Below are 26,486 nucleotides of genomic sequence, written 5' to 3'. Positions count from 1 at the left end.
TTCTTTATGTAACGTAATGATTGCAACACTAGTATATTGATAGTGTTGCAGCAGGCTCGTTCAAGAACATGCGCTGTGTCTACTCATCCTGTACAGATAGATCATACAGGGCGATGGCGTCAGGGCTTTCTTATTATTATAACTCTGGTTTAGATATGTCAGTTACTAGAACAATTACTGTATTGGGTGGTGGTAGCTTTGGTACTGCAATTGCGAATATTGCCGCCACCAATGGTCATCGTGCTTTTTTGTGGATGAGAAACCAACAGCGAGCAGAAGATATTCAACGCATGCGCGAAAATAAAAGGTATATGCCAGATTACCATTTGCATGACAACCTCATCGCTACAACCGAGCTTGAAAGCGCCGTATCCCAAAGTGACATTATTTTTGTTTCGATACCCAGTAAATCGTTTCGCTCAGTCGTTGAAAACGCCCGCCAGTATATTAAGCCTAATCAAATAGTTGTTAGCACAACAAAAGGGATAGAGGGCGACTCATTTTTGCTAATGAGCCAGATTTTAGAAGAGTTGTTGCCGCAAAACCCTGTTGGTGTGTTGAGTGGCCCCAACTTAGCAAAAGAGATCGCGCAAAAAACATTAACTGCAACCGTTATTGCAAGCGAGTCGCCAGATGTGCGGTCTAGCATTCAAGAGTTACTGGGGTGTAGTTACTTTAGGGTCTATGCAAACCTCGATATTTACGGCGTTGAACTGGGAGGCGCATTAAAAAATATATATGCCATCATGTCGGGGTTAGCGGAAGCCTATGGGATGGGCGAAAACACAAAGTCCATGCTGGTTACCCGAAGCTTGGCCGAAATGAGTCGCTTTGCGGTATGCTTAGGCGCAAACCCTATGACATTTCTCGGCTTGGCGGGAGTAGGGGATTTAATGGTTACCTGTAGTTCTTCTCTTAGCAGGAATTACAGAGTCGGTTATGCGGTAGGCAAAGGGCAAAATCTCGACGAGGCGATAGCTGAGCTAGGTGAGGTCGCAGAGGGAATTAATACGCTACGCTTTGTTAAGCATAAAGCCGATGAGCTTGAAGTTTATATGCCGCTTGTTCAAGGCCTTTACTCAATTTTGTTTGAAAAGAAAGAAATAAAGAGCATCATCAGTGGAATGATGCTGGCTCAGCAGAGTACGGATGTGGAGTTTATTCTTCCAAGAAGCGAAGTTTAATTAAGTGCGACAACGTCTAATATACAGAAAATGCTTAAGAAATTTTAAAAGGGAATATTATGTCTGATAACAGAGAGTATGATAAAGAAGCACATTGGTTAAGAATTATATACATGATAGGTTTTTACGTCGTTTATAAAATAATTGATTTATTAATTATTGTTATGCTGATACTTCAAGCTGTTGTCACAACGTTTGGGACTGGGCCAAACCAAAGGCTAACTGAGTTTGGTGCCTCTTTGGCGACGTATGTATCACAAATAATACGCTTTCTTAGTTATGCCGATGAGAAAAAGCCTTACCCATTTTCGGAATGGCCGAAGGGTAAGTAAGCTCATTAGTGGAGATAGGCTATGCTAGACATTTTTTTGATGCGCCACGGTGAGGCTTCATTTAATGCCGATAGCGATATTAACCGGGAGTTGACCGTCCGAGGCCAGAGTGAAGTTCGCCGCGCAGTTAAAGGCTTGTCAGAGCAATTTGGGAGCGTGGATCAAGTCTGGTCGAGTCCATACCTGCGAGCTAAGCAGAGTGCACAAATTGCCATAGAGGAGCTAGGGGGCAGGCTAAATATTCAGCAGAGGCTGACCCCGGATTACAATCCATCAAAGGTGGCTGAATGGCTTTATCAGCTAGATGGTGAGGCAAGTTCCGTGTTGATCGCCTCTCATATGCCTCTCGTTGGAAAGCTTGTCAGCTTAATGGTTAATGCAGACCTTCTTCACCCGGTATCGTTTGGTACTGGCATGATTGTGCGCCTCACTGCTGAAAGCCCGTTTGATGGTTGCTTCACAGCGAGGCATATTGAGCCACTAATGGTTGATAATAACCAGTAAGAGCACGCATGGCGTGTAGGGTTATCTACCACTCAAGATCTTAACTGTAATCTTAACTTTAGTCGTGCAAAAGTCTCGTTTAGATTAGATCTGCCAATTACTGATTTTGTAACTGGCATACTGTGGTTTTTACTATTTCAATGGCTCTATCGATCACATGTTCTGGCGTGTAGAAATGGGGAGAGAATCTAACGCCGCCACCCCGACAGGCACAAATTACGCCCGCTTTCATTAGCTCGCTATACAGTTCATTAGGCTCTATGCCGTTAACGGTAAATGTGACGATTCCGGCCAGGCGGGGGTGTTCAATTGACGAAACAAACTCGATTCCGGGTATGTCCTTCAATTTGCCAATGAGGTAAGAGATATTGCTATCAAGCGCTTCAGAGATGGTCTCTATACCTATCTCATTTATAAGCGATAAGCTAGCATTTAACGCATGAATGCCCAGCATGTTTGGGCTTCCGCATTCAAAACGAGTGGCATCGGGTGCGAGCTCCCAACTGTTACGGGTGTAGTCACCTCGATGTTTGACCATATGCCAGCCATATTGGTTTAACGTCATGCTGTCGCGTACTTCTGGCTTTACATAGAGCAAAGCCAGGCCTTCTGGCCCCATCATCCATTTATGGCCGTCTGCAACAACGAAGTCAGCCAGGCTTTGGGCAATATCAAACTTATATGCCCCTAAACTCTGTATGGCATCGACACAGAATAGTACGTTCTTTTGTTTGCAAACCTTTCCAAGTCGATCAATATCAATTTTCAACCCTGATGCATATTGAACGGAACTGATAGATACGAGTTTTGTTTTGGATGTTAACCGCTTTTCAATAGCGCTTACGGGATCATCCTTATCAATATTCACTACTTTGAGGTTTACGCCTTTATTTGATAGCGACTCCCATACAATTCTATTTGAAGGGAACTCCTGATTACTTATCACTATCTCATCGCCTTGCTCCCACTGAAGTCCGTAGGCAATGATCGACAAAGCTTCGGAGGTGCTTTTTGATAGCGCAATGTCACTGGGGGATGGCGCGTTGATTAGCTTGGCCAGGTGTGCTCTCAACGCAGACTCGGTTTTTAACCACTCAAGATAGTTTGTCGCGCCAAAAATAGCATTTTCTTCCGCAAAACTTGAGACAGCAAGCTGTGTTCTTTTCGGCCAAGGGGAAACCGCTGCATGATTTAGATAACAGATATCGTTATGGAGAGGGAATTCACTTTTTAGTTTCGTTCCAAGCGCGTTGAGTGAGTGGCGAGTGTGGTTCACGTTAGTACCTTTTTATTGATCAGTAACGGTTTAATCTTGCTCAATTTGGGCTGTCGAGTTTAGCTATTATAGTTGAATTTAACTGTTACTCTTCGAAAGGCCAAGGAGTAACCTGTAACAACAATGAGGTTTGGACCGATTAGGCGAAATTGTTCGGTATACTTTTGCGAAAAGGTCGCAATGACCTCAGCAAGAATTGCTAAGGAAAGGAAAACGAAACTCATTTAGTGGAGTACCCATAGGTTAGTTGGGTTAAGAAAGGTATTTCTCAATACGCCTAAGCCAATAATCAAGTTGTGGTAGATTGAAATCATCTGCTTTTCCTAATTCGTCTAATTCACGAAGACGAATAGCTTGATCAAAGTGTGGGGATGATTCGAAGTTGAGGCATTCTGCTTCGGTAAAAGGTCCGCCTTGCTGCGCTAACGTGGCTTTGCTGGCTTCACTTAACCCTCTTTCATAAGACTTATTTCTAGTGACAAGATAACGCTTGGCTTCTACGTGCATTCCAATGGGAATACAAACTTTTTCTGGTAAACCTTGCTCCAGTAACCATTGTTCTGCCAACGAATCGTGTTGCGGATAGCCTAGGGCATCACGTCCTTCGATCTCTTGATCTTCTGCTATCAAATGGCCTACATCATGAAGAAAAGCTGTAATGGCAAGCTCTTCTCCATAACCTTTTTGATCTGCCCACCAGCCGCATTGGGCCATGTGCTCATACTGTGTGCAGTTTTCGCCGTAATGGCGTTGTCCATAGTCTCGGTACAAACGTTCTAATTGAGTAATGAAGCTGTTTGTTAGTTTTGCCATGATCTGAACCCTCTTTGTGTTAACGTAGGGATATAATTTCCCATGTTTGCTCACGAGCAATTCTTTCCAAGACCGGATCGGGATCGACGGCGACAGGGCGATTTACCGCCTTTAGTAGTGGTAAGTCGTTTAGTGAATCACTATAGAAGCTGGCTTGCTCTATATTGTGCCCCCGTTTAGCTGCCCATTCCTGAGCACGTTCAACTTTGCCTTCACGAAAAGTTGGCGTGCCTTCAATTTCACCTGTTATAAAGCCATCTTTAACTTCCACATTGACCGCCAAAACATGATCCACATTAAGACGTTCTGCTATGGGTTCAACTAGGTGCGTGCCAGTGGCAGAAACAATTACCAGTTCTTCGCCTTTTGCCCTATGTGATTCCAGTAGATCGAATGCCTTGGGAAGCAAAAGGGAAGGTAGAATCTGATCTAGAAAATCATTGATGAGTTCTCGTACCTGCATTTTTCCCAGGTTGATAAGGGGAGACAGGGTGTAGCGCATGTAAGCGGACAGATCCAGATTTCCGGAATCATAGTCAGCCATATAGGCTTCGTTTACGGTGAGAAAATCTTCAGGAGTACGTAGCTCGCTGTTAGCAAGATACTCCGAAAAGGATTGAGAACTGTCACCCGAGATTAGAGTATTATCAAGGTCAAATAGTGCTAGAGACATAGGTGTTATCCAGATACTTTGCCTTGCCTGGCTGGTGCGCAGGTTAAGCGAAATTTTACGTTAAAGGGATTAACCAAGTGTTCTGAAAAACGCTTGGAAAATACGTTCTGTGTGCCTTCCATATTTGTTTAACTATCCTAACGCAACCGCTAATAGACCACTGAATGTGATCGCAACGCCTACGAGTTTGGGCATGTAGAGGTGCTCATTAAGCCAAACTATTCCCATCATCACTCCAATAGGAATACTGATCTGACGGAAGGCAACGACATAGCTGACGTTACTGACGTAAGCCATGCTGGCTACCACGAGGGCATAGGTTCCGAACATCATGACGGCGGTAAGTAAGCAGTGATGTAGTGAGTTTCTGACAAGCTTGGGCACTTGCTGTTTGTCACTAGGACAGAAGTAAACGAAAAGAGCCATCCAGACAGAGGCACTGATACCTTGCAAAATGACATAAACCAAGGCGATATCACCTGCACTTGTTAGTACCTGTTCTGTGCCGGGTGAGCTTAAACTCCGCATGAGAGAGGTGGCTTTGTCGTCGACGAGAGAATAGCCGGCAGTCGAGAAAGCAGCCAGAATTGCGAAGGCGGTTGAGCGATTAAGGTAGTTGTCCAGGCTCAGGTCACTGAACTTCCGCATTGGTACTAGCAAGCAGCCCCCGACAATAAGTACTATTCCGATGATTGCTTGTAATGAGATGCTGTCACGTTGACCCAGAATAAAGGCTGAGATACAGACAATTATCAGTGGTGAAGATCGCGCAATGGGATAGGCGATGGACATATCTCCTGATTGGTAAGCTGCAGCTAACCCCCATAGATAGAGGCTCTGAAATAAGCCTGTTGCCACCAGTAGCCAGATGATTTCGGTTGATAGCGCTCCGATTAAATCCAGATGCCATAGCAAATAAGGTGAGAACAGCGCCGATCCTCCCAGCGTCACTATAAAGAAAAATGCCAGGGTGGGGCTGAACTTCTTGCCATAGAAATTCCAGCCAGCATGAGCGACAGCTGAAATCAGGATTAGAACCAGAGCGGTTGTGGTCATTCGGCTTAAGACTCCGCGCTAATGACGCGCCCCATCAGTCGATCAGAATCGGGTGATAGCCCTTGGGTCAACCAGTCATTAACTTGATCAACCGCAAGCGCCAGATCTGCAACGCTATCGATGATGATGTGGGTTCCATTTGCTTTAAAACGTTGAATGGCTTTTGTTCTAAGGTTCTGTTTTTCAACTGGCCCAATAGCCTGCCAATCCTCCATGCTGTAGCCTGTTTCGTTTCCGGAAACGGCAACGCCAACGGTCCACATCCCGGCTGCAAGGCCTTCTTCGATACCAGGGATTGTGTCATCAACTTTGATACAACTACGCACATCACTAACGCCAAGCTCTAAGGCATTTTTTAGGCTCATGTGTGGAAAAGGGCGACCTTTGGCAACTTCCGATGCGCAAACGCTGCTCTCAGGGGCATAGCCGTGACCTCTAGCAATTTCAGACAAGGTCTCAAGCATTTCTCTGTTATAGCCTGTGTTTGCTCCGATTTTGATACCTCGATCTTTAAGAATGCTAACAGTATCAAGCCAACCGGGAATGGCTTGGGCGCATTCTCTAATAGCATCAAGCTGCAAAGGCAGAAAATCATGATAAAGTCGATCAATAACCTGTTCATCTGCTTCTTTATCATGCTTATCTAACCAAGCTTTTTTTATTCGCGGCATCGCTAACAGCTGAGTGATGTGTTCACGTTTTTCAGTCCCCATCGGTTCACGTGCTTCGTCAGTGGTAATTGGTACGCCGTTGGATTCAAAAAGTGATTGAAATGCCCTGATGGGTGCCATCGAACCGAAGTCATAGGTGGTGCCAGCCCAGTCGCAAATGACGGCTTCAACCTGACCTTGGAATACGCGTTGAAAAGCTGTGCTCATGACAATTCTATCTCCATTACGTTTAAAACTTCACTAATCGTGGATAACAACCGAGCAACCTGCGGGGTATCAATTTGACCGATACAGCCGATGCGGAAACTCTCGGTTTCGGTAAGCTTGCCTGGATAGATTACGAAGCCCCGGTGTTTCAGTTCCTGGTAGAACCGTTTAAAGTCAAAATTAGGATGCGCTGGACTCAAAAAGGTGACGATAATCGGAGACAACCATTCACTATCGAGAAGCGTGTTGAATCCAATTTCTCTCATCCCGGAAACAAGCAGATCCCGATTGCGCGTGTAGCGAGCCAGCCGTCCAGAGACACCGCCTTCATCTGCGTGTTCTTTCATTGCTTGAGAGAAAGCGGCAACCGTATGCGTGGGAGGGGTGTAACGCCACTGACCGGTTTTTTCCATATACTGCCACTGATCATAAAGATCCATGCTCAGGGAATGCGCGTTGCCTGAACACTGTTCTAAAACAGATTTCTTGATAATGGAAAAACCAAATCCTGGTACACCTTCAAAACACTTATTGGCAGAAGAAATCAGTGCATCAAAGGGCAGTGTGTCGGCATCGATAGGTAATGCGCCAAAAGCACTCATGGAGTCTATAATTAGCTTACAACCGCTCTCGAACACCTCTTTCGCTACCGCTTCAAGAGGGTTGAGAATACCGGAACTGGTTTCGCAGTGAACGATAGCAACGGTCGTAATGGTCGGGTCGGATTCAAGCATTTTCCTAACCTCTGCAGGGTCAGGAGGCAGATAATCGCCCGTGTTGATGCTAACGTAGGGGCGGTTTAGGTAGTCACAGATTTTCCCAATGCGTTGCCCGTAAGCGCCATTCATTAGTATGAGTAGCTTGTCTTCAGTGCCAAGCAAGGTGGCCAAGGTAGCTTCTACAGCAAAGGTGCCGCTGCCCTGCAGTGGTACACAGGCATAGTTTTCATCGTCGGCATTCGCGGCCTTGAGAAGATTGCTTCTTATTTCGCGAGTTACCTCGTTGAAATCGTCGTCCCATGAACCCCAATCAGTGAGCATTGCCTCCTTAACTGTGTGTGTAGTCGTGATAGGGCCGGGTGTCAGAAGGTAGTAGTCGGGTTCACGCATAGTTTTACCTAATCTTTGATTTCTTAATTAACAGCTTGGTCTCGACTGAAAATTCGTCGTGATCCAAATTGAGTTTTATTTGTTAATGTCGTATGGGCCTGATTCTGTACTTGTTGGGCGTCTAGCTGGGTGCTATCTGAAGCGATTCACTTTGCTCTCGATATCGCCACCGTTGTGTTCGCTTGAGAAGGAAATTTCCCACTAGCCACTGGAGACTTTTAGCGACGATACAGGTCAGCATGATCATGACGGCCATGGCTGCGGCAGGAGCAATATCTCCAGCATCATCCATATTGAGAACCGCAACGGATGCCAGCATGGTGTTATAGGAGTAGAGGAATATGACGGCAGAAACCGTCGTCATGGCATTGACGAATAAATAGATAGCGATTTCAAGCACTGCTGGTAAGCAGACGGGTAATGATACTCTCCAGAACGTGGCGAACTGAGACACTTTTAAGGATGCAGATACAGATTCAAATTCGGGATCAATCTGTTTTAGAGCAGTGACAGCGGTAAGGTGGCATACAGTATAAAAGTGAGTAATGGTGCAGATGACGAGAATAACCATCGTACCGTAAATGCTATTTAAGGGATTGTTAGGCGCATTAAAAAAGAAGATGTACGCTAGGCCCAGTACTAGCCCTGGTACGGCCAAAGGGATGATCGCGACTAGGTGGAAAACCTGTTTTAGAATAATGAATCCCTTTAGCTTCTCAACTAGATAGGCATTGAAGAAGATGAAAAAGGTACCGAATACAGCTGTATAGCAGGCCATGCGAATTGAATTCCAGTAAGCGTCCCAGCCTCCGCCGTCCATTAAATCAAACTGATAATTGTTGAGCGAAAGGTCCAAATTGTAAGGCCAGAAGGTGACAAATGATGCGTAGATTGCCATTCCGATTACGCCAAGAATAACAATGGATGTCAGAGTCAGTAGCAATAGGAAGCATCTATCTGTCCACGGACGGGGTTCTGGTACCCAGGGTACGGCTTTGGACGTTAATAAGGCCGATTGGCGACGTTGCACCCAGCGGTCTGCAAGAAAAGTCAGAATTGCCGGGAACAAAAGGATAACACTAACCGCTGCGCCCATTTCGAAATTCTGTTGGCCGATAACCTGCTTGTAGATATCTGTTGCTAGCACATTGTATTGGCCTCCAATCACCTTCGGTACGCCGAAGTCAGTAATGACCAATGTAAACACGACGAAAGCGGAACTGATCAAACCATACTTAACGCTGGGTAGTGTTACTGTGAAGAAGGTACGCAAGGGAGATGCGCCCAAGACCTTGGCGGATTCATAAAGGCGGGCATCGCTATTACCCATAGCCGTTAGAATGATCATCAAGGCGTGAGGGAATGTCCAGAAACAGGAGCCAATGACAATACCGATAGGCCCATAAATGCTTTCACCCATTAATAGCTCTTTTAACACGCCCTGATTACCAAAAAGATAAACCAGGCTAATAGCAGGTAATAACGAAGGGGCCAAAATGGGCAGAACTAAAACCATTTTGAAAACGCCTTTGGCTTTAATCCTGGTTCGGCTGATCGCGTATGCTGCGCCGAAGGCCAGAGAGGTGACAATCACGGTGCTGATTAGCGCCATGGTTAACGAATTACCAAAGGAGTTAGCGAGACTTGGCGTTGACACGTAGTGCGCGAAATTGGCTAAACCAACAAATTCTCCACTCTGGTTTTGAACACTTTTTGAAAGCAGACTGTATAGTGGCAAGACAACTAGAATGAATAAGGCGATAAGGCCAAAAACCATTGCACCACCGAGTACTAACTCATCCGTACTACGACTTTTTAGCCAGTTCCTTTTTGCGATACCTTCGCTATTAATGGCTTGGCTATGAGTAAAATTTTGGCTGGTACTAACTATCATTACGCTAACTCCGAAAACAAATGCAGGCGATCTTTCGGAAGTTGCAGTTCAACTGTCTGTCCTGCACTCAGCTTTAGTTCGGCCATTTCATTCATAGAAATATCCGCGATGATAGGCTCTTTATGTTCACAAATTGCTAAGTGAGATCTGACTTTTGATCCCATGAACTCGAGATCGAGGACAGTGCCTGAAATAACATTGTGACGATCACCATTGAGGCGTAATCGAATGTCTTCAGGGCGCACGGCAACTTTAACGGGTGTGGTTTCGTCAAGTCGCTCTAGCTCGGAATACTCAAGTTTAAGTGCTCCGCTGCATAAGGTTTGATTCGCGCCAATTTGGCCATCTAAGAAATTCATCTCACCGACAAAGTTAGCGACAAAAGGTGTGTTCGGTTGACTATATATTTCTTCTGGTGTTCCGATTTGCTCGATACAGCCATGGTTCATCACCACAATCTTATCGGCCATGGTCATGGCTTCTTCTTGATCATGGGTCACCATAATAGTAGTAACACCTAGCTTAACCTGCAGCTGCTTTATCTCGTGTCGTAAATGAGCGCGAACGCGTGCATCCAATGCGGAAAGAGGTTCGTCCAGCAGCAGTAAACCAGGAGAAGTGGTTAGCGCACGTGCTAAGGCAACGCGCTGTTGTTGGCCGCCGGACAGCTGAGATGGATATTTTTCTTCGCTACCGGAGAGACCTACAGTCTCAAGTAGTCCTGTAACGCGGTTGCGTATTTCGGATTTATTTTTGCCTTTTGATTTCAGGCCATAACCAACATTTTGCGCCACATTAAGGTTCGGGAAAAGTGCGTACGATTGGAATACGATGCCAAAATCGCGATTTGTCACCGGAGCATGAGTAATGTCTCGACCCGCTTGTGTAATGGAGCCTTGAGAGAGTTTCTCCATACCTGCAATGACCCTTAGCAGGGTCGTTTTACCGCAACCGGATGGACCTAAAAAACAAACGAACTCTCCTTCTTCGATAGCCAGGGAAATGGATTTCAGGGCTTGGAATGATCCAAAGTACTGATTGATGTCGCTCAGTTGCAAATACGGCTTGGAGCTCATGCGTATAGTCTCTTCTTGTCTGTCAGATTACCTAAATAACCGGTGGTGAGCTGGTTACTTAGGTAATTTGAAATGAATGGGTAGTATGCTTTAAAACGGGAACGTCCTTTTCCCAAAACACTCTTCCGATGATTAGGAGCCTAATTATTTAGGATCACTCTTGCTGTCATAACGTTGCTGCCACTTTGCAAGAATTTTTTCTCGGTTGCTGGCTGCCCAGCCAAAGTCGTTGTCGATCATTAGCTCTTCGGCGTTCTCTGGGAAGAACTCAACTGGCTTGGCTACGCCTGGCATTGCAACCACGGCATACCCTTCGTTGTAGGTTTTGTTAGCTTCTAAAGATACACTCCAGTCAACTAGTTTCTTCGCAGCTTCTAGCTTGTCGGTACCTTTCACGATTGCTGTCGCTTCCATATCCCAGCCAAGGCCTTCTGAAGGGAAGATGATATCGAGTGGCGCGCCTGCTTTTTTAGACTTTGCAGCGCGGAAAGCGAAAGAGATACCAATTGGCGTTTCACCCGCTGCTGCTAGCTTGCAAGGCTTAGAGCCAGAGTGTGTGTAGCGGCTAATGTTCTGATGGAGAGAGTCCATGAACTCCCAGCCTTTGCCTTCACCGAACATTTGCAACCAGCTGCTTACATCTAAGAAACCGGTGCCAGAAGAGTTTGGATTTGGCATGATGATGTGATCTTTATAAACAGGCTTGGTCAAATCTTCCCAAGAAGATGGCTTGGGTAGATTGTGCTTTGCTGCTTCTACTGTGTTAAAACAAACCGCTGCCATCCACGCATCCATTCCTGTCCAAACAGGGTTTTCACTGTTGTCACGGAACTTCGGAGAAAGCTTGTCGTACCCTTGAGGCTTGTATGACTCAAGCATGTTTTGCTCATCTAGAAGCATCAGGCTTGTTGCTGCCAAACCCCAGATAACGTCAGCTTGCGGGTTCTCTTTTTCAGCCAATAGTTTGGCTGTCACAATGCCAGTGGAGTCTCGTACCCAGTTGACCTTTATGTCTGGATGTTGCTCGTTGAAACGTGCTGCGTATTTCTTTAGGTCTTCTGCTTCGACCGCTGTGTAAACCGTTAACTCTGTCGCGTTAACGGCTAGAGAGCAAAGTGCTGTACTTGCTAGTAGCGCCAGGCGTTTAAATTTATTCAGGCCTTTCATGGGTATTCTCCGTGTTAAAAATGTTGTTAGTGTTAACTGGTATAGACCAGATTAAGTGTCAGGCTAAAGATATAATGTTTCAGTAATGTGACGACTTTATGAATGATTGATTGAGATTTTTTTGAATGGCCAGGAACGCTAAGACGTGTAAATGGAACTTTGTTTGGGCGGAGTTTGAAAATAGAAGATGAAGCGCAATAACCAAAGGCTGAACAGTTCGAAAGTACTATTCACCCTTCATGTTGATTTCAATGGTTACTGCGTCATGTCGCCAGTACTCATAATCGAGCTCTAATACCACGCCATCTGGACGGTAGTTAGTGCGCTGGATATGAAGGCCAGGTAAACCTGTGGGGATTCCCAGATCTGCCGCAGCGGTGGTGGGTAGAGCAGTGGACTTAAACGAAAGATCCATACTGTGATAAGTCTCGCCATAGTTACGGCGGAGCAGTTGAGTCAAAGATTGAGACAGTTCTTCGTGCTCGATATTGGGGAGAAGGCATGGATTAATGTATATGTGCTCTATCAATATCGGGCGACCATCTACGGACCGGCGGCGGTGTAGATGGAGTAACAGCGTTCCCTTGCTAATCTGGAAGACGTTAGCCATATTTGTATCTGCGGGAACAAGCGTTTGGTTCAGTACTTCTGTATTAGGAGTAAAGCCTTGGCTAGAAGCGTACTCAACGAAGCTCTGCCATTTGGATGGGTTGTAGCTAAGGGTAGGAGGCGAGACGAACCAACCCTTACGGTTCATGCGATAAATTAATCCGTCAGCTTCAAGGGTTTGCAAGGCTTGGCGCACTGTAATGCGTGTAAGGCTGAATTGTTCTCCTATCTCCCGCTCTGAGGGCAGTTTATCGCCTGCCTTCAAGGCTCCTTGTTGTATGAGGTAGTGGTAATGCTGATGAAGTTGAAGGTACTGGTTTTCGTTGGCTTTTTGCATTAGTGGTAGCGACCTGTTAGTTCTTTTCTTTTGGTATAGTCCAGTGTTTATATTATTTCAATAATGTTACTTTTTTATGATGTGATCGTGACTATATTAACTATTGATACACAAAGGAATGCTTCTTAGTCGCTGAAGCTAGTTAATCTGAAATGAAAGTCAATTCTTGAACGTTCATATTGGGTTGTATTAGGAAATTGGCGGCATTTCCATCATAAACGTCTTGGGGGAGAAATGGCCAAATTATCCAACTGGCCACCTTTTATTCTATTGCGTAATTCATAGACATAGCAGACCATTTGTTGAGCTTTTAATCTCTTCCTCAAGGCCAATTTCCATCTTAAAACCCTTCGACTTGAATCTTCAGTCAACTCATACGTCAAGACAAAAAAAGGGAGCTTGCTTCGTGGGCAAAATTGTCCGAAATGGATCATTCGTTATACTTGTTTGATCGTTTATTAATTCCGATCCAATAAACTGATATTCCATCGGGGCTTACTATCTGATTCTAAGATAGGCACATTGAGGTGTAACTTTATTTGGGTGAATCAAGCTTTAAATAGTATTATTAGGCTAATAAAGGGCACCGTAATTTGCGCTAGCACGAACAACCATCTTGGCGGATATGCGTTCGTACTAGCAACAAACTACGGTACACAAAAGCGACGTGTCTCCGTATGGGGTACTCTATAAGGATAGGATCCCATTTTTGCACTTGATAAAACCGTATTATCTGATAAATATGCGGCACTTAAAGCAGAGTTAAAGCAGAGTTAAAACAAGCTAGAACCAATAAAGGGATGTCGTTGAGGGGATTGGCAGACGAATTAGACGTGACTCATAGCTTTATTCAAAAAATAGAGAACTGTGAAAGGCGACTAGATGAGCTTATATTTGCTTATATTTGCTTGGCAGCAGGAATAGAGCCTTCACAAATAATCAAAAAGCTTTATGAATGAGCGTCTATAGAAATAACCGTATTTGCGCACGAATATTATGCGTAAACAGAATTAGTGATGATCAATGGCGATCAATAAAAATTAGATAATTGATAATATAAGGGCGAACGTATAAGCGTTCGCAGAATGGTATTCAATGCAATATTTAGATATGGATTATATAGAGCCTGTTTTCCGTCCCCCTTCTGAGGCAAGGTCATTAATACTTCAGGTTTCCAATGGTTGCTCATACAACAAGTGTACATTTTGTGAGATGTACACAGCGCCCCAAAAAAAATTTAAACCTAAACCGATATCCAAGGTAGAGGAGGAGCTCAAACAGGTTGCCCTAAACATGCCAGGTATGAGCCGCTTTTTCCTTGCGGACGGTGATGCTATGACACTCTCATTCAGAAGGCTAAAGGAAATACTGGAGTGCATTAATAAGTATTTCCCAAACCGTGAGCGAGTGACCGCATATTGCCTGCCGAGGAATATAAAAAATAAGACAGTGGAAGAGTTAGCTGAACTGAGGGCTCTTGGTCTTGCTATGGTTTATGTCGGATGCGAATCTGGTGATGATAAAGTTCTAGAGTGTGTGCAAAAGGGCGAAACCTTTGAAACGTCGAAAGATGCTCTTCTCAAGCTTAAGGCAGCGGGTATTAAATCTTCAGTTATGATCTTGAATGGTTTGGGTGGCAGAAAGTTCTCAGAGCAGCATGCTATTAATACCGCTAAATTGATGAATGACACTCAGCCTGAGTATGTTTCTACCCTGGTTGTGTCTTTCCCAATGGGAGATGAGCGGTTTCGAAAAGGATTTAACGGTGATTATGAGCCTCTTCAGCAAAGCGATCTTTTCCAGGAAATTAGAACGCTTATCTCTAATTTAGAACTTAACAACACTGTTTTTCGATCTGATCATGCATCCAATTACCTGGTATTGAAAGGAGATCTGGGTAAAGATAAGCAAGCAATGCTTGATAAGATTGACTTGGCATTGAATAAGCCAGGAGCCATTCCGTTGAGGCAGGAGTGGCAGAGGGGACTCTAGCCTTTTAACTCATCAATTGGGTGTTCTTATGACTGATAAAAAGCCTGTAAACAAGCTTGATGAAACAATGCAAGTTTTGGCTGATATAGAACAAAGCAAAGGTCAGAGCCAATATCCCCCCGTTGATCAATGGAACCCTGAATTGACAGGCGAAATTGATATTCGTATCGATAGGGAGGGAGGCTGGCACTATCAGGGAGACAGAATGGCTAGAAAAGAGATGGTAAAGCTCTTTTCTTCAATTCTTCGTTTAGACGATGACGGTAGCTACTACTTGGTTACGCCTGTTGAGAAAATGAAGATAACGGTAGATGTGGCCCCATTTTCGATTGTGGACTTCGAGGTTGTTGACATAGACGGTAAGCCTACTTTTGTTTTTGAGAATAATGTGGGTGACAAAACTATTCTGGATAGTCAGGGGCAGTTGGTTGTTGGGAGGGTGAAATCTGAAGAGCCGGTACCACTGTTAACAGTAAGAAGAAACCTGAAGGGGTTACTCAACAGAAATGTGTTCTATCGCCTGGCAGATATTGCAGAGAGTCATACAGTTAACGGTAAGGAGTTGATTGGTGTGTGGAGTAACGGACTATTTTTCGCTCTCCAGTAGGCTATCTTATAAACCCTGATTCCGCTTCGCTGCATCAAGGCTACAAGGGCTGCTAATGATTTAGGTTATCGTAGCCGTGATGTAAGGAGGCACGACTGGAATCAAGGACTGTTGGTTGCAGTGAAGTATAAACCCTGATTCCGCTTCGAGGCTGTGAAAGTATTAACAAGCAAGAGATTCTTTGACTTCAAAACGAACTCGAAGCGAATCTGGCGTCATTACAACGGCCTTTATAATTATTGTCTGTAGAAACAGGTAATACTTATAGGCCTTTAAATATAGCTCTGGGCTCCTTCTATTAAGGCGAAACAGAGCTTTATTTTTTATCTCCTCAAGGAGCCTGTCGAACCCCAACACATTAAGTGCACGTGTGAGATTATAACATAACGCCATTAAACTAAACTCAGCCGCTACCTTCTCTTGGCCTCTTAGCAGGAAGTGGCTCCAACCTGCTCTAGATTTCATCGTGCCAAATGGGTGCTCAACGAGTGTACTTCGCTCGCGCATTTTTCCTTTGCTTACCTTCATTCGTTCTTGATGAGCTGTGAGCAGGTCTGCATTCTCACTTCGCCACACGACTCGGCAAGGTATTTTCTCCCCAAGACAGCTTGCTTTTTGGGGGCAGCTTTTACAGACTGTTTCTGATGCACTGAAGCGATGAAATACTTGTCCGTTCTGTGTGCGGGGCGACCCTCGTTGGTTTAATGACTCTCCTGCAGGGCACACATAATGATTTTTCCTCGCATCATATATGAACTGGTCTTTTGTGTACCTTCCCTTTTTCCCTTTACCCCCCGTTTTAGGCTTGGGAACATAAGGTGTTATCTTATCTTTTACACACTTAGCAATATGCGCCCCGCTGTAATAGCCCGCATCAGCAAGCACTTCTAACTCATCTGAATTCAGTATTTTCTTTGCTTTTAGCGACATTGGGTGCAATTGTTTAAGGTCGTTTGGCTCCGTTGTGACTTCTTCGCAAACGATCAAGTGATGCTTGTTATCTACTGCTATCTGTACGCTGTAGCCGGATACCTTTTGAGTTCCTTTGTTCAGTAAACGGGCATCTTTGTCTGTACTGCTCTCTTGTGTTTTTTTAGATTTTTCTAACCTTTTTAATTCGCTCTCTTTATCTTGTTTTTCTTTTTTCCAGTCTTCGAGTTGCTGAAGCACTTTTTCCAGTTCAATATCACTGGGCTTGTTTTCTTCTTCCTTTTCCTGCGCATCTTGCTGATCTAGCTCGTTCTGCCATTGCTCGATATGCGCCTCTAGCTTTTTGAGCTTCTTCTTGAGACCTGTGGTGGTCGTAAAGCTCTTGCGGCTCGCGCTTCCTTTAAAGAAACTGCCGTCAATAGCAATGCACTGGCCTCCAAACAACGAAAGTTTCTTGCAGAATAAAATAAACTCTTTATGAGTCTCCCGAATCGCACGCCGGTTTTGGCTGCGAAAATTAGCGATCGTCTTATAGCTTGGCTTAAGCCCTTGAACTAACCACATCACCTCTATATTACGGTGGCACTCTTGTTCCAACCGACGACTCGACTTAATGCGGTTTAGATATCCGTAGAGGTAAAGCTTGAGTAACGCACCGGGAGGGTAGGCAGGCTGCCCGCTATTAACCTTGTTTTCTAAGGTATGTTGATAGCCGAGCTTTCCTAAGTCTAAACATTCAACATAGGCATCAAGGGCTCTGATGGGATGCCTCTCATGCACGTAGTCATCCATATGGCTCGGAAACAAATCCCCTTGATCGCGGGAGTGTGTTTTCTTGTATTGTCTTCCCATTTTCTTATATCTTCGAAGTCGTTAGGCGACGATATTATACAGCGGGGAGCCTATGGATACTTTCACAGCCTCTTCGCTGCATCAAGGCTACAAGGGCTGCTAATGATTTAGGTTATCGTAGCCGTGATGTAAGGAGGCACGACTGGAATCAAGGATGTTGGGTGCAGTGAAGTATAAACCCTGATTCCGCTTCGCTGCATCAAGGCTAAAAGTGCGGTTACCTTAGGTGAAAAAAAGGGCTTCATATTTCTATGAAGCCCTTTTTTAGTCATGCAGACAGGGCTACATGTTTGGATAGTTCGGACCACCGCCACCTTCTGGGGTGACCCAGGTGATGTTTTGTGCAGGGTCTTTGATATCGCACGTTTTACAGTGTACGCAGTTCTGTGAGTTGATCTGGAACTTCTTCGATCCGTCATCGTTCTCAACAACTTCATATACCCCGGCAGGACAGTAGCGCTGAGCTGGCTCGTCATACATTGGTAAATTATCGCGAATCGGGAGTTCGGGATCCTTAAGCTTAAGGTGGCATCGCTGATCTTCTTCATGGTTTGTATTCGAAATAAATACAGAAGATAGGCGATCAAACGTTAACACGTTATCAGGCTTAGGATATGTTATTTTTTTGCACTCTGATGCAGGTTTCATCTGTGCATAGTCATGGTGCGTATCATGCAGAGTGAATGGCAGGCTTCCGCGAAGGATATTCTGCTCAAAGAATGCCACTGCGCCGCCGATCGTGCTGCCGAACTTATGCATAGCCGGGCCGAAATTACGAGAATCGTATAGTTCTTTATACACTGAAGACGATTTGTATTTGTCAGCGTAAGCTACCAGATCTTCGCCACCTGTCGATCCGCCTTTAATAGCTTCAAACACAGTTTCAGCACCGAGCATGCCGGTCTTCATCGCAGTGTGAGAGCCTTTGATCTTGGAGAAGTTCAAGGTTCCTGCATCACAGCCAAGAATTAAACCACCTGGGAATGTCATCTTGGGTAATGCGTTAAAACCGCCTTTGGTGATCGCTCTGGCGCCGTAAGAGATTCGCTTACCGCCTTCCAGATACTTTTTGATCTCTTTATTGGTCTTTAGGCGTTGGAACTCTTCGAATGGGCTAAGGTGAGGGTTGGAGTAGTTAAGGTCTGTAATCAAACCAACGTACACCTGGTTGTTCTCGAGGTGGTATAGGAAAGAACCGCCACTCGCACCATTTTCGTCCAGAGGCCATCCGGCTGTGTGAACGACCAGACCTGGCTCGTGCTTCGCTGGGTCGATATCCCAAAGCTCTTTTATGCCAATTCCGTAGTGCTGTGGATCTGAATCTTTATCAAGCTCGAATTTCTCGATAAGCTGCTTACCTAAATGGCCGCGGCAACCTTCCGTGAAAAGTGTGTACTTGGCAAGTAGTTCCATACCTGGCATGTAAGTGTCTTTTGGGTTGCCTGCTTCATCGACACCCATGTCGCCAGTTAAGATGCCGCGAACGCTTCCGTCTTCGTTATATAGAACTTCGGATGCTGCAAAGCCTGGATATACTTCTGCACCCATGCCTTCTGCTTGTTCTGCTAGCCAGCGGCATACGTTACCAAGGCTTACGATGTAGTTGCCATCGTTATGCATGTTTTTTGGCACAAATGCATTTGGCACCTTAATTGCTTTTTCTTCATTCTTTAAAACAAAGATGTCATCGCGTGTAACGGGGGTGTTTAGCGGGGCACCAAGTTCTTTCCAGTTAGGAAACAATTCATTTAAAGCGCTTGGCTCAAAAACAGTCCCTGCTAGTATGTGGGCTCCAACTTCCGAGCCTTTTTCCACAACACAGACTGTTAATTCATCACCAGATTCCTGTGCAAGTTGTAGTATTCGACAGGCAGCAGATAGACCTGCTGGGCCGGCGCCTACGATTAGGACGTCAAATTCCATTGATTCGCGTTCCACTATAGGTCTCCTCGGTCATCTCTTCTCGTTTAGGTATATAAGCAGCTTAAGGGGTCGCACGACTGCCTATGCTTATTATTAAATCGTTTCAGCTTCTTTGTTCTATATAGAAGCCCAATTTATGGACGCGGATTATAACGCCCTGACCACTAAAAGGATATACTAAAACGAGTTTCAAACAAACGTTTGTTTGAAATGAAACTTAGCTTACATCAATATTTATTTAAATAATCAATACATCAATAACTTAGCGAGACTATTGCCGGGTAGGCAACTCATCAAAAGCGAACAGTTGTTCTGCGAATTATCGGTAAAAACGGGCATTTATTGTTCTGAATTGACTTATTAGTATTGACCAATTCAATTTTTATAGTCAGTATTAGGGCGCTTTGCGTAGGGTGGAGAACTACTGAGCATGTCCTTTTGCATTTCATGCTGCGGACTTTTTGCTATCTCTCCTTCATTCGTAAGAGTCAATAATCAATCAATCGCTAATAAACGAGGAATCTATGAAGGTTCTGGTCGCTGTTAAACGTGTAATCGACTACAACGTCAAGGTTCGAGTAAAACCTGATAACACAGGTGTTGATCTGACAAATGTCAAGATGGCAATGAACCCCTTTTGTGAAATCGCAGTTGAAGAAGCTGTGCGCTTAAAAGAGAAGGGTGTAGTCAGTGAGATCGTAGTTGTCTCCATCGGTCCTAAAGTTGCTCAAGAGCAAGTACGTACTTCTCTGGCATTAGGTGCTGATCGCGGTATTCTAATTGAAACCGACGAAGAAGTTCAGGCTCTTGATGTAGCTAAACTTCTTAAAGCTGTTGTTGAAAAAGAGCAGCCAAATCTGGTTATCCTTGGTAAGCAGTCTATCGACTCTGATAACAATCAGACGGGTCAAATGCTTGCTGCATTGACCGGCATGCCTCAGGGCACATTCGCTTCAGAAGTTGCTGTTGATGGCGATAAGGTAAATGTTACGCGTGAGATCGATGGCGGTTTGGTAACTGTTGCGCTCAACCTGCCTGCAGTTGTTACAACTGACCTTCGTTTGAACGAGCCGCGTTACGCTTCTCTTCCAAATATCATGAAAGCTAAGAAGAAGCCTTTAGAAATGACTTCTCCAGCTGATTTGGGTGTTGAGCTTAAGCCAAGCCTGACAACGCTGAAGGTTGAAGAACCTGCTAAGCGTCAAGCGGGCATTAAAGTGGCTGATGTTGCTGAACTGGTAGACAAACTGAAAAATGAAGCGAAGGTGATCTAAATGAGCATTCTTGTTATTGCTGATCATGAAAATGGTAGCCTTAAGGCTGCTACTTTAAACGTCGTTTCTGCAGCTAAGGCTATTGGTGGTGACGTTGAAGTTCTTGTTGCAGGTGAAAACTGCAGTGCTGCTGCAGAAGCTGCAGCAAAAGTAGAAGGTGTTAGTAAAGTATTGTTGGCTGACAATGCGGCATATGGCCATCAATTGGCTGAAAACCTGGCTGCATTGGTTAGCGATCTGGGTAAAGGTTACAGCCACATTCTTGCATCTGCAGGAACGACAGGTAAAGACTTCTTGCCTCGTGTTGCTGCTCTTCTAGATGTCGCTCAAATCTCCGATATCACTAGCGTAGAGTCTGCTGATACATTTAAGCGTCCGATATATGCAGGCAACGCGATAGCAACTGTACAGTCTTCTGACAGCATTAAAGTTATCACTGTTCGTGCAACAGCATTTGATCCAGTAGCTGCAGAGGGTGGTTCAGCGTCTGTAGAGAATGTTGACGCAGCTCAGGACGCAGGTGTTTCTGCATTTGTTAGTGCTGAACTTGCTAAGTCAGACCGTCCTGACCTTACTGGTGCATCAGTTGTTGTATCGGGTGGACGTGGCATGCAGAACGGCGAGAACTTCAAGATGCTTGAAGCGATTGCAGATAAGCTAGGCGCAGCAGTAGGTGCTTCACGTGCCGCTGTTGATGCTGGCTTCGTTCCAAACGACATGCAGGTTGGCCAAACTGGTAAAATTGTAGCGCCTAACCTTTACATTGCTGTGGGTATCTCTGGTGCAATCCAGCACTTGGCAGGTATGTCTGGTAGTAAGGTTATTGTTGCAATTAACAAAGACGAAGAAGCGCCAATTTTCCAGGTTGCTGATTACGGTCTAGTTGCAGACCTGTTCGAAGCAGTTCCAGAGCTTGAAAAAGCACTTGGTTAATTGCTTAATTAGTGTGATAGTTTAGATTAATAAATTATTACAACTGATTGAAAAAGCCCGATTTATTCGGGCTTTTTTGTATCTGAATAGTAGTGATTACACGAAACAGATCATCTTTCCAGAAACTGAGGGAAAAACTATAGGGTGCGCCGTGCGCAGCGTTCTCTCTAGCTTTTGAGCTCTTTTATATCTTTAAAAAACCTTAAAGCCTCTGGGTTGGCAAGCGCGTCCTTGTTCTTTACTTCCACTCCATGTACTACATTTCTTACCGCTAGCTCCACTATTTTTCCGCTGATTGTCCTGGGAATATCATCTACCTGAATTATCTTTGCTGGAACGTGTCGAGGCGTGGTATTTGTTCTAATGACAGATTTAATCTCATCGATTAGCACGGTATTCAACGTTATTCCCGGTTTAAGTTTTACAAATAGAATGACTCGAACATCTGACTCCCACTGTTGACCAATCGCAATTGATTCCAGGACGGCATCAACCTTTTCTACCTGGCGATATATCTCTGCGGTTCCAATTCGAACGCCACCCGGGTTAAGCACGGCATCAGAACGGCCATGAATTATCACGCCTTGTTGTGTTATCTGTTTCTGGTCATTGGTGTGCGTGACAATTTCGCCATAGTCGCCATGAGCCCAGCAGTTATCGAATGATTTAAAGTATGCTTTTTGATATTTCAAATCGTTTTCGTCATTCCAAAACCCTGTTGGCATTGAAGGGAAGGGGGTTTTACAAACTAACTCACCTTTACCTTCGGGCAGTGCTTGTCCACTCTCATTGTAAAACGAAACATCCATCCCAAGGCCTATGCATTGCAGCTCGCCTCTATAGACGGGGAGTGTTGGGTTTCCAAGGGCAAAACAAGAGATAATATCAGTCCCTCCTGATATGCTCGAAAGACAAATATCAGACTTTACTTTGTCATATAGGTAATCAAATGTTTCGTGCGCAAGAGGAGAGCCGGTTGATAGAAGTGATTTTAGAGCACCCAGGCGATGTGTTGATTTTGGGTTGAGCCCCGCCTTTTCGCATGCAGAGTAGTATTTTGCGCTAGCACCAAATACCGTTATATTTTCTTGTTCGGCTATATCAAACAGAACACTTGGAGAAGGGTGGAATGGAGAGCCATCAAACAAGGTAATTGTTGCGCCGAGAGACAGCGAGCTGACCAGCCAATTCCACATCATCCAGCCACAGGTTGTGTAGTAGAATATATTATCGCTTTCAGTTATATCAGTATGCAGAGATAGCTCTTTAACATGCTGCAACAGTGTGCCCCCGGCGCTATGGATAATGCACTTGGGCACGCCTGTTGTTCCCGATGAGTACATAATGTATAGCGGGTCAGAAAATTTAGTCTGTGTAAATGAAAGGGGAGTTGGTTTTACTGGGGAAAAGTCGTCCCAACGTGTAGTTGCAATGCCGTAGTCCAGCATTGGCTCGCTGTTAAGTGTTTCTACAATAACCAAGTGCTCGAGGCCTGAAAGGCGTTTAGTAACGCTTTTGACCCTTTCTGTTGTGCTAATGCGCTTTCCGGAATAGAAGTAGCCATTGGTCGCGAATAATAGCTTTGGTTTGATCTGGCCTAGCCGGTCAATTACGCCATTGATGCCAAAATCAGGTGAGCACGACGACCAAACAGCACCAATGCTCGCGGTGGCAAGCATGGCTGCAATCGCTTCATAGCAATTTGGCAGAAACCCGGCGACCCTATCACCTTTTGTTATGCCAAGTTCGCGCATTGATGCCGAAACTCGCTCTACTTCGTTGTAAAGTGATGAATAGCTTATGGCGCGGCGTTCGTCGTTTTCATTGCGTTCAATGATTGCTAAGTCGCCGTTCCGCTTACTGAGCAGGTTTTCAGCAAAGTTGAGGGTCGAGTCTGGAAACCACTGGCAGCGGCTGAACACGTTATCTTCAAGAAAAACATTGCTTGAGCTAAAGTCACCTTTGATATCGTAAAACGCAACAAGACCGCTCCAAAACTGTTCTTTACAGTCAATGCTCCATTTATGAAATTCCGGGTAAGTCTTAAACGTAATACTATATCTCTCAGCTAAAAATCTCTGGAACTGAGTGATGGTTGCGCTGTTAATACGCGCTGTATCTGGCTCCCAAAGTAAGTTATTCATTTTACTGTTCTCTTCTTTGCTAGTGTGATGCGAACGCAACTTTTGAGCCATTCGGGCGATTGAGTTCATGGCATATATAGCGACCAGCCTTGATTAACTTTTCAAGGTTAACGCCAGTTCGCATGCCTAATCCGCTAAGCATATATACGACATCTTCGGTGGCGACATTTCCAGATGCGCCTTTGGCGTAGGGGCAGCCACCGAGCCCTGCGACTGATGCATCAACTGTTCTAATGCCCTGGTCCAGAGAGGCATAGATGTTTGTGAGCGCCTGGCCATATGTATCATGAAAGTGAACTGCTAGCTGGTTCTCGTTAAACTCTTGTTTTAATTCACGAATAAGCGCTGTCACTTTATTAGCCGTCCCAACGCCTATGGTATCGCCTAGAGAGACCTCATAGCAGCCTGCTTCGATGAGCTTTTTCGTAACAGCTAAAACCTGTTTATGGTCTATATCGCCGTCGTAAGGGCAGCCCATAATGCATGAGACGTAACCTCTGACATTGATATTATGTTTAGTGGCCTCTTCTATCAGAGGTAGGAATCTTTCGATACTCTCTTCAATCGAGCAATTGATATTCTTTTGGCAAAATGCCTCTGACGCAGCGGTAAATATAGCAACTTCGTCGGCTTTTGCGGCCAACGCCAGCTGCAGGCCTTTAACGTTTGGCGTTAACGCCGAGTAGGTAACGGCAGGCGAGCGCCTTATAGCTCGAAAGACTTTGTCGCTGGATGCCATCTGTGGAACCCACTTAGGAGATACAAAACTTCCTGCCTCAATATGCGTTAGACCGGTTTCCGAGAGCATGTCTATAAATTGAACCTTTTGCTCAACTGACAGCGATGACGGTTCATTTTGCAGGCCATCTCTTGGCCCAACCTCGACTATTCTTACTGAGTCAGCTGTCATCACTATCCGCCTCGCAAGTTGTGGTGAGAGGCTCGAATTCGATTAGCTGTTGGTCTGCATCAACGATATCGCCAGCAGAGCAGTAAACTGCATTGACGGTACCAGGTTCAGGTGCAGTAATTGTATGCTCCATTTTCATCGCCTCAATGATAATTAGTGGGGCACCTTTCTCGACTTGGATGCCAGCGTCGGTCTCAACGCTAACAATCTTGCCATGTATGGGGGCAACCAAAGACCCTTCAGGTTGCTGTTCTTCGTAATGCTGTTTTGCAATGGGAAAGGTGAATACTAAGCTGTAACCTTGTTTGAATAGGTTGACCTGCTCTTGGGAAAGAAAAAACTCACTGGATGTTTTTGTTCCGTCTATCAGTGTCGTTATCTTATTTGCGTTTATCGAATAGGTGACCTGGTATGTCTTGCCGTCATATACAAAAGAAAGTTGTTCAGACTGCCCTTTTGAGACCTGAAATGCATAGGAAGTATTTTCATAGTTCAAACTGAATGTATGAGCTTGTGTGCCATTTAAGTTCCAAAAATCGGTGTTATCCCAAGGGCTATAAGGATTATTTGGGTAACCTGAATCCGAAAGGTGCTCAGTTATCGAATATATGTAAAGTGTTGCCGCGGTTAAGAGATCATCAACTGTCGGTAAAACAGACTCAAACAGTGAGTCTCGGTGAGCTTCGATAAATTCGGTTGTGATATCTTGCTCTAAAAAGGCTTTATGTGAGGTGACACGCTTCAGGAAGTCGCAGTTTGTATCTATACCGGCAATATGGAAGTTATTTAGTGCCAGATTCATCTTTCTTGCAGCGCTTTGTCTACTATCCCCCCACGTGATGAGCTTAGCGATCATTGGGTCGTAGAACACGCTGATCGCGTCATTTTCCCTGATACCCGTATCAAGTCTCACATCACTCGATACTTCAGGTTGCGCCATATAGCGAATTTTACCAGTAGCGGGTAAAAAATCGTTAGCTGGGCTTTCGGCATAAATTCGAGATTCGAATGCATGGCCGATACACGGAATTGCCTGCTGAGTCAGGGGTAAGGGTTCTCCGCTAGCTATTTTCAGCTGCCATTCAACGAGGTCTACTTGAGTGATCATTTCGGTCACTGGGTGTTCGACCTGAAGGCGTGTATTCATCTCCATAAAGTAGAATGTTTGATTTTTGTCTAACAAGAACTCAACGGTTCCCGCGCCGACGTAATTGATTGCTTTTGCACAGTTAAGAGCTGCTTCGCCCATTAACTGTCTCGTTTTATCCGACAGGCCTGGGGCGGGAGCCTCTTCAATTATTTTTTGATGCCGGCGTTGGATAGAGCAGTCTCTGTCATAAAGGTAAACACCTTGACCTGCCTGATCACAAAAGATTTGTACTTCAATATGCCTTGGTTGTTCTATATATTTCTCTATCAATAGTTTCTCATCGCCAAATGAAGAGAGCGCTTCTCTCTGGGCGGCCTTTATAGACTGCTCGACCTGATCTTTTGATCGAACGATACGCATGCCTTTACCGCCACCTCCAGCAGAGGCTTTAACCAGCTGGGGAAAGCCAACTTCCAAAGACGCGTTTATCAGCGTGTCGAGTGATTGATCATCGCCATGGTAGCCGGGAATAAGAGGAACGCCAGCTTTGCTCATAATGAGCTTTGATTGGCTTTTCGAACCCATCGCCTCTATCGAAGATGCTGATGGGCCAATAAACGTGATATGGTTCTTTTCGCACTGGGTTGGCAAGGCAGGGTTTTCAGAAAGGAACCCATAGCCGGGGTGTATGGCCTGAGCACCTGAGATTTTTGCAATCTCTATAATTTTGTCCACTTTCAGATAACTTTCTGATGGTTCAGCACCTCCCAGATAATAAGCTTCATCTGCCAGTTCGACAAAAAGAGCATTGCGGTCAGCATCAGAATATACTGCAACGGTCTTTATCCCAAGTCGGCTCGCCGTATTAATAATTCGGCAGGCGATTTCACCACGATTTGCTACCAGTATTTTATCAAACATAG

23 protein-coding genes and 1 pseudogene are annotated in these 26,486 nt (G+C 44.9%); 8 read left to right on the top strand and 16 right to left on the bottom strand.

The features are described from left to right. Positions 1–155: 155 nt before the first annotated feature. Genes MY523_RS07655 through sixA form a run of 3 tightly spaced genes read left to right on the top strand, consistent with a single transcriptional unit; the run spans position 156 to position 2,020 of the window. Entirely contained in the window at positions 156–1,184 is a 1,029-nt protein-coding gene (locus tag MY523_RS07655; protein ID WP_250658196.1) for an NAD(P)H-dependent glycerol-3-phosphate dehydrogenase, read from the top strand. Positions 1,185–1,243: 59 nt separating this feature from the next. Then, positions 1,244–1,516, top strand: a complete 273-nt coding sequence (locus tag MY523_RS07650) for a DUF4389 domain-containing protein (RefSeq protein ID WP_250658195.1) — start codon at positions 1,244–1,246, stop codon at positions 1,514–1,516. A gap of 21 nt (positions 1,517–1,537) precedes the next feature. Further along, the gene (gene sixA / locus MY523_RS07645) at positions 1,538–2,020 is read left to right on the top strand and encodes a phosphohistidine phosphatase SixA (RefSeq protein ID WP_250658194.1); all 483 of its coding nucleotides are present in this window, start codon (positions 1,538–1,540) and stop codon (positions 2,018–2,020) included. Between the two features lie 97 nt (positions 2,021–2,117). On the opposite strand, the gene MY523_RS07640 is transcribed toward sixA, so the two are convergent. The 11 genes from MY523_RS07640 to phnR form a co-directional block, all read right to left on the bottom strand. Next, positions 2,118–3,296 (bottom strand): aminotransferase class V-fold PLP-dependent enzyme, encoded by a 1,179-nt coding sequence (locus MY523_RS07640; RefSeq protein ID WP_250658193.1) that lies wholly within the window; start codon positions 3,294–3,296, stop codon positions 2,118–2,120. 59 nt (positions 3,297–3,355) lie between these two features. Next, on the bottom strand, positions 3,356–3,520 hold the full coding sequence (locus MY523_RS21925; RefSeq protein ID WP_370301446.1) for an SMR family transporter: 165 nt from the start codon (positions 3,518–3,520) through the stop codon (positions 3,356–3,358). A 28-nt stretch (positions 3,521–3,548) separates the two neighbouring features. Continuing rightward, complete coding sequence (locus MY523_RS07635) at positions 3,549–4,109, bottom strand: HD domain-containing protein (RefSeq protein ID WP_250658192.1); 561 nt, start codon at positions 4,107–4,109, stop codon at positions 3,549–3,551. Between the two features lie 19 nt (positions 4,110–4,128). Next, on the bottom strand, positions 4,129–4,782 hold the full coding sequence (locus MY523_RS07630) for an HAD family hydrolase (RefSeq protein WP_250658191.1): 654 nt from the start codon (positions 4,780–4,782) through the stop codon (positions 4,129–4,131). Between the two features lie 132 nt (positions 4,783–4,914). Continuing rightward, a complete protein-coding gene (locus MY523_RS07625) occupies positions 4,915–5,838 on the bottom strand; it encodes an EamA family transporter (RefSeq protein ID WP_250658190.1) in 924 nt (307 codons plus the stop codon). Between the two features lie 5 nt (positions 5,839–5,843). Next, positions 5,844–6,716 (bottom strand): phosphonoacetaldehyde hydrolase, encoded by an 873-nt coding sequence (phnX, locus tag MY523_RS07620; RefSeq protein ID WP_250658189.1) that lies wholly within the window; start codon positions 6,714–6,716, stop codon positions 5,844–5,846. After that, positions 6,713–7,825, bottom strand: a complete 1,113-nt coding sequence (locus tag MY523_RS07615) for a 2-aminoethylphosphonate--pyruvate transaminase (protein WP_250658188.1) — start codon at positions 7,823–7,825, stop codon at positions 6,713–6,715. The genes phnX and MY523_RS07615 overlap by 4 nt, the downstream gene beginning before the upstream one ends. A 121-nt stretch (positions 7,826–7,946) precedes the next feature. Further along, positions 7,947–9,719, bottom strand: a complete 1,773-nt coding sequence (locus MY523_RS07610) for a putative 2-aminoethylphosphonate ABC transporter permease subunit (RefSeq protein WP_250658187.1) — start codon at positions 9,717–9,719, stop codon at positions 7,947–7,949. Beyond that, the gene (locus MY523_RS07605) at positions 9,719–10,795 is read right to left on the bottom strand and encodes a putative 2-aminoethylphosphonate ABC transporter ATP-binding protein (protein ID WP_250658186.1); all 1,077 of its coding nucleotides are present in this window, start codon (positions 10,793–10,795) and stop codon (positions 9,719–9,721) included. The genes MY523_RS07610 and MY523_RS07605 overlap by 1 nt, the downstream gene beginning before the upstream one ends. Positions 10,796–10,939: 144 nt before the next feature. Next, positions 10,940–11,962, bottom strand: coding sequence for a putative 2-aminoethylphosphonate ABC transporter substrate-binding protein (locus tag MY523_RS07600; protein ID WP_250658185.1), 1,023 nt, complete (start codon positions 11,960–11,962; stop codon positions 10,940–10,942). A 226-nt stretch (positions 11,963–12,188) separates the two neighbouring features. Then, on the bottom strand, positions 12,189–12,908 hold the full coding sequence (phnR, locus tag MY523_RS07595) for a phosphonate utilization transcriptional regulator PhnR (protein ID WP_250658184.1): 720 nt from the start codon (positions 12,906–12,908) through the stop codon (positions 12,189–12,191). Positions 12,909–13,693: 785 nt separating this feature from the next. On the opposite strand from phnR, the pseudogene MY523_RS21920 reads away from it, so the two are divergent. The 3 genes and pseudogenes from MY523_RS21920 to MY523_RS07585 all read left to right on the top strand — a co-directional run. Next, positions 13,694–13,867 (top strand): annotated as a pseudogene (locus tag MY523_RS21920) (helix-turn-helix domain-containing protein); the annotation flags it as partial. A gap of 136 nt (positions 13,868–14,003) precedes the next feature. Beyond that, positions 14,004–14,900, top strand: a complete 897-nt coding sequence (locus MY523_RS07590; RefSeq protein ID WP_250658183.1) for a radical SAM protein — start codon at positions 14,004–14,006, stop codon at positions 14,898–14,900. Between the two features lie 28 nt (positions 14,901–14,928). Beyond that, on the top strand, positions 14,929–15,507 hold the full coding sequence (locus tag MY523_RS07585) for a DUF1285 domain-containing protein (RefSeq protein ID WP_250658182.1): 579 nt from the start codon (positions 14,929–14,931) through the stop codon (positions 15,505–15,507). A 162-nt stretch (positions 15,508–15,669) separates the two neighbouring features. Here the strand turns inward: MY523_RS07585 and MY523_RS07580 are convergent, their stop codons facing one another. After that, entirely contained in the window at positions 15,670–17,289 is a 1,620-nt protein-coding gene (locus MY523_RS07580; protein ID WP_250655547.1) for an IS1182 family transposase, read from the bottom strand. A gap of 282 nt (positions 17,290–17,571) precedes the next feature. Beyond that, entirely contained in the window at positions 17,572–19,227 is a 1,656-nt protein-coding gene (locus MY523_RS07575) for an electron transfer flavoprotein-ubiquinone oxidoreductase (RefSeq protein ID WP_250658181.1), read from the bottom strand. A 509-nt stretch (positions 19,228–19,736) separates the two neighbouring features. Between MY523_RS07575 and MY523_RS07570 the strand changes: the two genes are divergently transcribed. Both MY523_RS07570 and MY523_RS07565 read left to right on the top strand, forming a co-directional pair. Further along, positions 19,737–20,486 carry an electron transfer flavoprotein subunit beta/FixA family protein gene (locus MY523_RS07570; protein WP_250658180.1) on the top strand — a complete coding sequence of 250 codons (750 nt, stop codon included), beginning with the start codon at positions 19,737–19,739 and terminating at the stop codon, positions 20,484–20,486. Then, complete coding sequence (locus tag MY523_RS07565; RefSeq protein WP_250658179.1) at positions 20,487–21,419, top strand: electron transfer flavoprotein subunit alpha/FixB family protein; 933 nt, start codon at positions 20,487–20,489, stop codon at positions 21,417–21,419. 167 nt (positions 21,420–21,586) lie between these two features. Here MY523_RS07565 and MY523_RS07560 read toward each other — a convergent pair whose 3' ends face one another. The 3 genes from MY523_RS07560 to MY523_RS07550 are packed head-to-tail and all read right to left on the bottom strand — an operon-like array spanning position 21,587 to position 26,484. After that, the gene (locus MY523_RS07560; RefSeq protein ID WP_250658178.1) at positions 21,587–23,563 is read right to left on the bottom strand and encodes an acetoacetate--CoA ligase; all 1,977 of its coding nucleotides are present in this window, start codon (positions 23,561–23,563) and stop codon (positions 21,587–21,589) included. 19 nt (positions 23,564–23,582) lie between these two features. After that, positions 23,583–24,473: a hydroxymethylglutaryl-CoA lyase gene (locus tag MY523_RS07555; RefSeq protein ID WP_250658177.1), complete on the bottom strand. Its 891-nt coding sequence runs from the start codon at positions 24,471–24,473 to the stop codon at positions 23,583–23,585. Beyond that, positions 24,463–26,484 (bottom strand): acetyl/propionyl/methylcrotonyl-CoA carboxylase subunit alpha, encoded by a 2,022-nt coding sequence (locus tag MY523_RS07550; RefSeq protein WP_250658176.1) that lies wholly within the window; start codon positions 26,482–26,484, stop codon positions 24,463–24,465. The genes MY523_RS07555 and MY523_RS07550 overlap by 11 nt, the downstream gene beginning before the upstream one ends. Between the last annotated feature and the right edge of the window lie 2 nt (positions 26,485–26,486).

It is taken from the genome of Alkalimarinus coralli, from assembly GCF_023650515.1.
Classification (GTDB): Bacteria; Pseudomonadota; Gammaproteobacteria; order Pseudomonadales; family Oleiphilaceae; genus Alkalimarinus; species Alkalimarinus coralli.
This window is presented reverse-complemented; position numbering and strand designations above follow the sequence as displayed.

Coding starts and splice junctions, on each gene's coding strand:
- MY523_RS07655 (WP_250658196.1), top strand. CDS start 156: ATGTCAGTTACTAGAACAATTACTGTATTGGGTGGTGGTAGCTTTGGT.
- MY523_RS07650 (WP_250658195.1), top strand. CDS start 1,244: ATGTCTGATAACAGAGAGTATGATAAAGAAGCACATTGGTTAAGAATT.
- sixA (WP_250658194.1), top strand. CDS start 1,538: ATGCTAGACATTTTTTTGATGCGCCACGGTGAGGCTTCATTTAATGCC.
- MY523_RS21925 (WP_370301446.1), bottom strand. CDS start 3,520: ATGAGTTTCGTTTTCCTTTCCTTAGCAATTCTTGCTGAGGTCATTGCG.
- MY523_RS07635 (WP_250658192.1), bottom strand. CDS start 4,109: ATGGCAAAACTAACAAACAGCTTCATTACTCAATTAGAACGTTTGTAC.
- MY523_RS07630 (WP_250658191.1), bottom strand. CDS start 4,782: ATGTCTCTAGCACTATTTGACCTTGATAATACTCTAATCTCGGGTGAC.
- MY523_RS07625 (WP_250658190.1), bottom strand. CDS start 5,838: ATGACCACAACCGCTCTGGTTCTAATCCTGATTTCAGCTGTCGCTCAT.
- phnX (WP_250658189.1), bottom strand. CDS start 6,716: ATGAGCACAGCTTTTCAACGCGTATTCCAAGGTCAGGTTGAAGCCGTC.
- MY523_RS07615 (WP_250658188.1), bottom strand. CDS start 7,825: ATGCGTGAACCCGACTACTACCTTCTGACACCCGGCCCTATCACGACT.
- MY523_RS07610 (WP_250658187.1), bottom strand. CDS start 9,719: ATGATAGTTAGTACCAGCCAAAATTTTACTCATAGCCAAGCCATTAAT.
- MY523_RS07605 (WP_250658186.1), bottom strand. CDS start 10,795: ATGAGCTCCAAGCCGTATTTGCAACTGAGCGACATCAATCAGTACTTT.
- MY523_RS07600 (WP_250658185.1), bottom strand. CDS start 11,962: ATGAAAGGCCTGAATAAATTTAAACGCCTGGCGCTACTAGCAAGTACA.
- phnR (WP_250658184.1), bottom strand. CDS start 12,908: ATGCAAAAAGCCAACGAAAACCAGTACCTTCAACTTCATCAGCATTAC.
- MY523_RS07590 (WP_250658183.1), top strand. CDS start 14,004: ATGCAATATTTAGATATGGATTATATAGAGCCTGTTTTCCGTCCCCCT.
- MY523_RS07585 (WP_250658182.1), top strand. CDS start 14,929: ATGACTGATAAAAAGCCTGTAAACAAGCTTGATGAAACAATGCAAGTT.
- MY523_RS07580 (WP_250655547.1), bottom strand. CDS start 17,289: ATGGGAAGACAATACAAGAAAACACACTCCCGCGATCAAGGGGATTTG.
- MY523_RS07570 (WP_250658180.1), top strand. CDS start 19,737: ATGAAGGTTCTGGTCGCTGTTAAACGTGTAATCGACTACAACGTCAAG.
- MY523_RS07565 (WP_250658179.1), top strand. CDS start 20,487: ATGAGCATTCTTGTTATTGCTGATCATGAAAATGGTAGCCTTAAGGCT.
- MY523_RS07560 (WP_250658178.1), bottom strand. CDS start 23,563: ATGAATAACTTACTTTGGGAGCCAGATACAGCGCGTATTAACAGCGCA.
- MY523_RS07555 (WP_250658177.1), bottom strand. CDS start 24,473: ATGACAGCTGACTCAGTAAGAATAGTCGAGGTTGGGCCAAGAGATGGC.
- MY523_RS07550 (WP_250658176.1), bottom strand. CDS start 26,484: ATGTTTGATAAAATACTGGTAGCAAATCGTGGTGAAATCGCCTGCCGA.